Here is a 5,474-nt window from a genome sequence, read left to right on the forward strand (position 1 = left end):
GTTCCAGTGCACGGCGTGCGGGTTCGCGGCGAACGCGGACCACGTCGGCGCAGCGAACGTCCTCAACAGGGCCGGGCTGGCCCTCTGCGACGTGGCCTAGCCACCGACACAGGAAGCCCGCGCGTTTACGCGTGGGTGGAGTCACCCAGTCCTGCACGCCGTGCCCGACGGCGAGGATCGGCCGGCCGGGGAACATCCGGTGCAGCGAGGCGGCCTCCATCGCGGTGACGGCGACGTTCCGCAGCGGGCCGGGGAGCAGACCCACACCGATACGGACCCGCCTCTGTCCAGGCGAGGGCGGCCGCCACCGTGGAGACACCGCCTTCGCGGAAGCAGTCCTCCCACAGCCACAGCTCGTCGAGGCCGGCGTCGTCGGCCAGTCGGGCGACGGCACGCAGCCGCTCGGGAGGGAGTTGGGGACGGAACACCGCGCCGAGTCCTGTCATGCGGCCTTCCTACCCGGGACCCGTCGAGCGGACAACCGGCTTCCGGTGCGGGGGTCTCTGTTGTCGCGTGCGGATACGGTCGGTTCGCGCGCCGGATGCGCGCGGACGGTGAAGGGGCGTGGGCGTGGTGTCGGCCAGAGGCAGGGGCAGTGGGCGGTGTCGGCGGGACGGGCGAGGGGAGTTGGCCGTGTCCGGGGGTGCGACGGTGCCACTGGAGATAGCGGCGTCGTACCAGGCCCGGACGCGGGGGCTGATCGGGCGGGACACCATGACGGGCGCGATGCTGCTGTCCCCCGCGAACAGCGTCCACACCTTCCGGATGCGCATGCCCATCGACGTCGCCTACCTGGACCGGGAGATGGTCGTCGTCGCCGTCCGCACGATGAGGCCGTGGCGGCTGGGCCTGCCCCGGCTGCGCGCGCGGCATGTGCTGGAGGGGGCGGCCGGGGAAATGGCGGGGTGGGGCGTGCGGGTGGGGGTGCGGGTGGAAGTTCGGGAGACGGGTCCGGGGGACGTGCGCTAGCCGGGCGCGCGGCTGCCGGTGGCCGGTGCCCGCCGGGCGGGTGTAGGTTCTCACTTTCGGTGTGATATGCCGACGCTGTGACCTGGACGTTCCCCTTCAGTCTTACGCCGTGTCGGTCGGCGGCTGTCTCAGATCGGTGTCATTTCCTCAGACTGTCCAGCAGGATGCACCGCTGCCCAGGGGCGTCACGGACCTGCTTCGACACCTTTCCGTTCCATCCACTCGCGCACGGTCACTGCTCGCTCGATGCGGCTGACGATGTCCTTCTTGGAGGCCGTGTCCAGGGTCTCCGGGATCTTGTCGAAGGTGTCGGGAAGAACGTCGAGCAGACCCCAGATCTGTTCGCCGGTGTGGACGGTCAGCAGTTGCTGGCACCTCCACTGCAGCGGCATCTCTGGACGGTGCGTGAGCCGCTGCACGAGGGTCGGGAACAGGTAGTGCGTCGCCTCTGCGGCGAGGTGCTCTCGGAGCCAGTCGACCGGGAGCCGCTGGCTGAAGCTGTGCGTGGCGGCCTCCTGGGCCAGGTCCAGGAGATGAGCTGTGTCGACGGCTCGGACAGTGCGGGGAAGCGCCGGAGTCATGTCGCGATGATGCCAAGAAGTCTCCGCGGGGCCGAGAGGTCAGCTGGGCCGGGATGCGATCTGCTGACGCGCAGGACCCCAGACTTCCTCGAACTCCTTGGAGGTAAGTTGCTCGGGGTCGTGGCCTTCCCATTCCGAGACGGGCAGCTCGGCTGTGATCCCGAACCTGCTGTCGTACTGATCGAGGCGGCCTGCGTCGTAGGCCCGCTGCCACTCGGCGAGGGAGGCAGCAGCGATCGGGGTCATCTCAGGGCCTTGAAGCTCGATCTGTCGAGTCACCCATCCCTCCGAGTCGACCTCGAAGTAGAACCAGATGTCCTCTTCTTCCCAGTAGGAACGAAACCATTTCACGGTCAATGGTCCCTGAGGAAGGCGCCGTCCTGGTCGCGCTCAAGTAGGTATGGAGGGCCCGCGTGAGTCGGCTCCCACCCCTGCAGACGGGCTTCCCAGATGCTCGCGACGACATCAGCCGGGCGAATGGGCTCCGATTCGACGCCCAGCCAATTGCCGGGGTGTGGCTGATCGGCGGTGACGACCAGTACCCTGCCCGGTCGGTCGGCGGCGACCTCGACCGCGTAAGTCAGCGGCGTCCAGCAGAGATCTTGCGAGTAGGAGGGCTTCCTGCGGATCCGCCAGCGGTACTCGGTCCCGTCAACGGTGATCCGCCGGGACCCCCTCTTGTTCAGCGCCATCACGCCCCCTCTCCGTGCCGGACTCTAACCGGCCCTTCCAGTGCCGGTCATCAGGCTTCCGGGTGGCTGCTGCGCCCTCCTCGCCGAAGAGCGTCAGGGCACGGACGTGCTGGATGATGAGGCGGTGCAGCTCCCCTACGTCTACCGCGTCACCAAGTACGATCCCGCTGACCGTGACGAACACGGGCATTACGCCGGCAGTGAGGACAATGTCAGCGATCACGGCAAGGTCGAGGCGTCTTATCTTCAGGCGGTCGCGGCCTTCGCCGCGGACACCGGCGTCGATCACCTGGCCGTACGTGAACCCCACGTCCCGTCCATCGCGCACTTCGGCGCCGAGCCTCCGGTGGACGGGTTTGGGCTGGACGGGCTCTTCCCTGCCGGCCTGACCGGATTTCACGACGGGGCTGCGGTACCGCTCGAAACCGGGCTGGAACTGGTGCGGGCCATGTTGCGCGACAACGGCGTCTGGTGCCGGCTGGAGGCGGCAGGGACGTTCGCGGTCCATGTGGGATGGGACCAGTATCTCTACATCAGCAGTGCCCGGCCCTGCGAGGAGGCACTGGCCCGAACTCGCGCGCTGGGGCTGTTCCCGGAGCGCCAGGCCTCCTCTCCGTACGAGATGGAGACCGATGACGCCGATGTCCAGCGACCCGGTGACGACGAATTCTGGGCCGGTCTGCGCTGGGCAGTCGCCGCATGCCGCGCCGGGCTCCTGGAAGAGACATATATCGAAGGCGCCTCACGGTGGCACCGCCTCACGCGCGACTCCATCGATACGGTTCGCGCCGGTATCGCTCCCCGCGCACGTCTGGCCGTCTGGCCGGACCTGTCCTACGACATAGACGCGGTCCTCGGCGCTCTCCCCACCGAAGGGCTCGTCGAATGTGTCTGGCAGGACAAGGACGGCCAGCTCCGCAGTGCCATCGCTGACGAAGACGAATTCCCGGAACTGACCAAGAGGATCTCCGGTGCCAGCGCTGCGGCGCTCCTGTCGATGTATGCCGATGAACGTCTGCCTCTGTTCACCGCCGTCATGCCGGACAGCGACGGAGTGGTACGGGCCCGCTGGCGGACCGAGCCGACGCCGAGCGACCGGAACTGGGCCTTCCTCAAGACCCTTCACCGAGGTGAGATCGTCACTGGCTCCGTGACCCAGATCGCCAGCTTCGGCGTCACCTTCGTGGACATCGGCGGCTTCGAGGCGATGATCAATATCCCTGAGCTGTCTTGGCGTCCCATCAATCACCCCTCCGACGTCGTTGCCGTCGGTCAGGAGATCAGCGCCGAAATCCTCGACGTCGACCTGCTCCGCGAACGCGTGTCACTGTCACTCAAGGCCCTGCACGAAGATCCGATGCTGCTGCTGACCGGGCAGATCGGCCAGACCATCGTCGGCCGCGTCACCAAGCTCGTACCGTTCGGCGTATTCGTACGCATTGAAGAGATGGAGAACGGTTTCGAGGGGCTGGTGCACAACTCCGAACTGAGCGAGAGGCACCCGGACCATCCACAGCCGGTCGTCCAAGTCGGTGACGCACTGCCAGTCAAGGTCCTGGGCATCGACCCGATCCGCCGCCGCATCACGCTGTCGCACCAGCAAGCGATCTCCGCTGACCAAAACGAACCTGCTGCCTGAAACGCGCATGCCCGGGAGCCGGATGCTCACATACACATCGTCACCGATGGCATCCTTCACTCCTTCGTTGCGGCTCAGTGTGCGGTGTCACGGAGGTAGAGAGCGGCGAGCCGCGGGAGTCTGCGTCGCATCTCAACGGAGTCATCGAAGTCGAAGTCTTCGCCCATGTCTTCGGCGTCTTGTCCGGAACGGTCACGTGAGGCTGCGTACTCGTCCCAGGCCTCGTAGAAGTCCTCTTCGCCACTAGTGATGCGCTTGAACGCGTCGCTGGCTGCGTAGTTGACGTCCTCGTAGAACACGACTTCATCGTCGTACACTTCTGCGGCGGCGATCACCGCAGGATGCTCAGCAAGACTGTCCGGGCAAGCCGCAGCCCTCTCATACCAGTCGCGGCCCAGCGCGATCAGACCGGCGCGGAAGTCCATGAAGCTGTCGTCCGAGCAGCCGCCGCCGATGAGGTAGGCAGCTGCCCACACATCCCATCGGTAGACGGCTTCATGCACCTCGTCGAAGCGTTCCTGGTAGCGGGGGATGTCGTCCTTGGCACGGGTGGCCAACTCGTCAACCAGGGCTTTGAACCGTTCCGGGTTCGGTAGAGATCTCAGATGTTGGGTGTGACCTGGGGTTTCGTGGTGTTGAGGTAGTGGTTTGCTTCGTACTCGACGGGCGGGATGTGCCCTATCTCACCGTGGAGTCGACTGTGGTTGTACCAGTCGATCCACTCGGCGGTGGCCAGCTCGACCTGGGACAGCGTCCTCCAGGGCCACTTCGGCTTGATCAGCTCGGTCTTGTAGAGCCCGATGGTCGACTCCATCAGGGCGTTGGCAATCACCGTCGAATGCGCCCGTTCCCCGCGATGACGATGGATGTGTGCGGCTGATCCATCCGTTTCATCCCCGGTGCGGTGAGGCTTTCGAGTTCATCGAGCGGCTCAACTCGTGGCGCGGGGATGTGGTGCTGGTCCTCGACGGGCAGGGCCGCAGGTGTTCGTTCCCGCTGGAGTGGACCGACATGGCGGCCGGTGGATGTGTTCGTCGCGGCGGCCGGTGAGGGCTGTCCGTATCGGACCGGGGATCTGGTCGAGTTGGCGGATCTGGTAGCCGGGCTGGTGTCCGGCGGCCGGGACGGTGTCGGGGAGATGACGCCGTGATCGTCGTGGGATTGAGGCCGCCGTCGGGGGCGCGCCACGTCTCATCGAGCACGTCATCTGGATACTTCCTGACCTGTCCTTCCTGACCTGCGAGGTGTCAGGTTTGGGTGAGACTCGGGTCGAGGCCGGGAAGCCATGCGGTCGGGGACCAGATCCGACGGGATCGGATGTCTCATGGATCATGGCGGGTCTGTGGGCCCTGAGCTGTGGTGCGTCAGTTCGGCTGAGACGCCATCGGTGTGATACTCACCTGGCATGGCAGTTTCGGGGTGCGGTTCAGCTCCAGTAGCTGCCGCTGGCCGCTGTCTCCTCCCACGTTTGGAGCTTGAGCTGCTGCCTGCAGGAGGTGGTGTCGACGTACACCGGAATGTGCACAGGCTGGTACAGCTCAAAGTGCACCGTCTTGAGGAGAGGCCGCCCGTCATGCGGATGCCGGCACGGTG

8 protein-coding genes and 1 pseudogene are annotated in these 5,474 nt (G+C 66.1%); 3 read left to right on the forward strand and 6 right to left on the reverse strand.

All coding sequences use genetic code 11. The annotated features are described in order from the left end of the window. Positions 1-142 precede the first annotated feature (142 nt). Positions 143-446 (reverse strand): annotated as a pseudogene (locus tag ACWCPM_RS34485) (LLM class flavin-dependent oxidoreductase); the annotation flags it as partial. Between the two features lie 187 nt (positions 447-633). Here ACWCPM_RS34485 and ACWCPM_RS34490 point away from each other — a divergent pair. Beyond that, positions 634-969, forward strand: coding sequence for a DUF192 domain-containing protein (locus ACWCPM_RS34490; RefSeq protein WP_450980209.1), 336 nt, complete (start codon positions 634-636; stop codon positions 967-969). A 185-nt stretch (positions 970-1,154) separates the two neighbouring features. Here ACWCPM_RS34490 and ACWCPM_RS34495 read toward each other — a convergent pair whose 3' ends face one another. From ACWCPM_RS34495 to ACWCPM_RS34505, 3 genes are read right to left on the reverse strand one after another with little or no spacing between them, the layout of a single operon-like run. Beyond that, positions 1,155-1,550 carry a hypothetical protein gene (locus ACWCPM_RS34495; RefSeq protein WP_450980210.1) on the reverse strand — a complete coding sequence of 132 codons (396 nt, stop codon included), beginning with the start codon at positions 1,548-1,550 and terminating at the stop codon, positions 1,155-1,157. A 39-nt stretch (positions 1,551-1,589) separates the two neighbouring features. Next, positions 1,590-1,901, reverse strand: coding sequence for a hypothetical protein (locus tag ACWCPM_RS34500; RefSeq protein WP_450980211.1), 312 nt, complete (start codon positions 1,899-1,901; stop codon positions 1,590-1,592). A 2-nt stretch (positions 1,902-1,903) separates the two neighbouring features. After that, positions 1,904-2,242: a hypothetical protein gene (locus ACWCPM_RS34505; protein WP_450980212.1), complete on the reverse strand. Its 339-nt coding sequence runs from the start codon at positions 2,240-2,242 to the stop codon at positions 1,904-1,906. A gap of 106 nt (positions 2,243-2,348) precedes the next feature. On the opposite strand from ACWCPM_RS34505, the gene ACWCPM_RS34510 reads away from it, so the two are divergent. Further along, positions 2,349-3,881 carry a S1 RNA-binding domain-containing protein gene (locus tag ACWCPM_RS34510; protein ID WP_450980213.1) on the forward strand — a complete coding sequence of 511 codons (1,533 nt, stop codon included), beginning with the start codon at positions 2,349-2,351 and terminating at the stop codon, positions 3,879-3,881. A gap of 74 nt (positions 3,882-3,955) precedes the next feature. On the opposite strand, the gene ACWCPM_RS34515 is transcribed toward ACWCPM_RS34510, so the two are convergent. Both ACWCPM_RS34515 and ACWCPM_RS34520 read right to left on the reverse strand, forming a co-directional pair. Continuing rightward, on the reverse strand, positions 3,956-4,486 hold the full coding sequence (locus ACWCPM_RS34515) for a DUF4240 domain-containing protein (protein ID WP_450980216.1): 531 nt from the start codon (positions 4,484-4,486) through the stop codon (positions 3,956-3,958). Beyond that, positions 4,483-4,713: an integrase core domain-containing protein gene (locus tag ACWCPM_RS34520; RefSeq protein WP_450980214.1), complete on the reverse strand. Its 231-nt coding sequence runs from the start codon at positions 4,711-4,713 to the stop codon at positions 4,483-4,485. The genes ACWCPM_RS34515 and ACWCPM_RS34520 overlap by 4 nt, the downstream gene beginning before the upstream one ends. Positions 4,714-4,751: 38 nt before the next feature. Between ACWCPM_RS34520 and ACWCPM_RS34525 the strand changes: the two genes are divergently transcribed. Continuing rightward, on the forward strand, positions 4,752-4,931 hold the full coding sequence (locus ACWCPM_RS34525; RefSeq protein WP_450980215.1) for a DUF5372 family protein: 180 nt from the start codon (positions 4,752-4,754) through the stop codon (positions 4,929-4,931). Positions 4,932-5,474: the final 543 nt, after the last annotated feature.

This window comes from Streptomyces sp. NPDC002309 (assembly GCF_053593375.1).

Excerpts from the sequence above, each read along its gene's own strand:
- ACWCPM_RS34495 (WP_450980210.1), bottom strand. The coding sequence starts at position 1,550 with ATGACTCCGGCGCTTCCCCGCACTGTCCGAGCCGTCGACACAGCTCAT.
- ACWCPM_RS34505 (WP_450980212.1), bottom strand. The coding sequence starts at position 2,242 with ATGGCGCTGAACAAGAGGGGGTCCCGGCGGATCACCGTTGACGGGACC.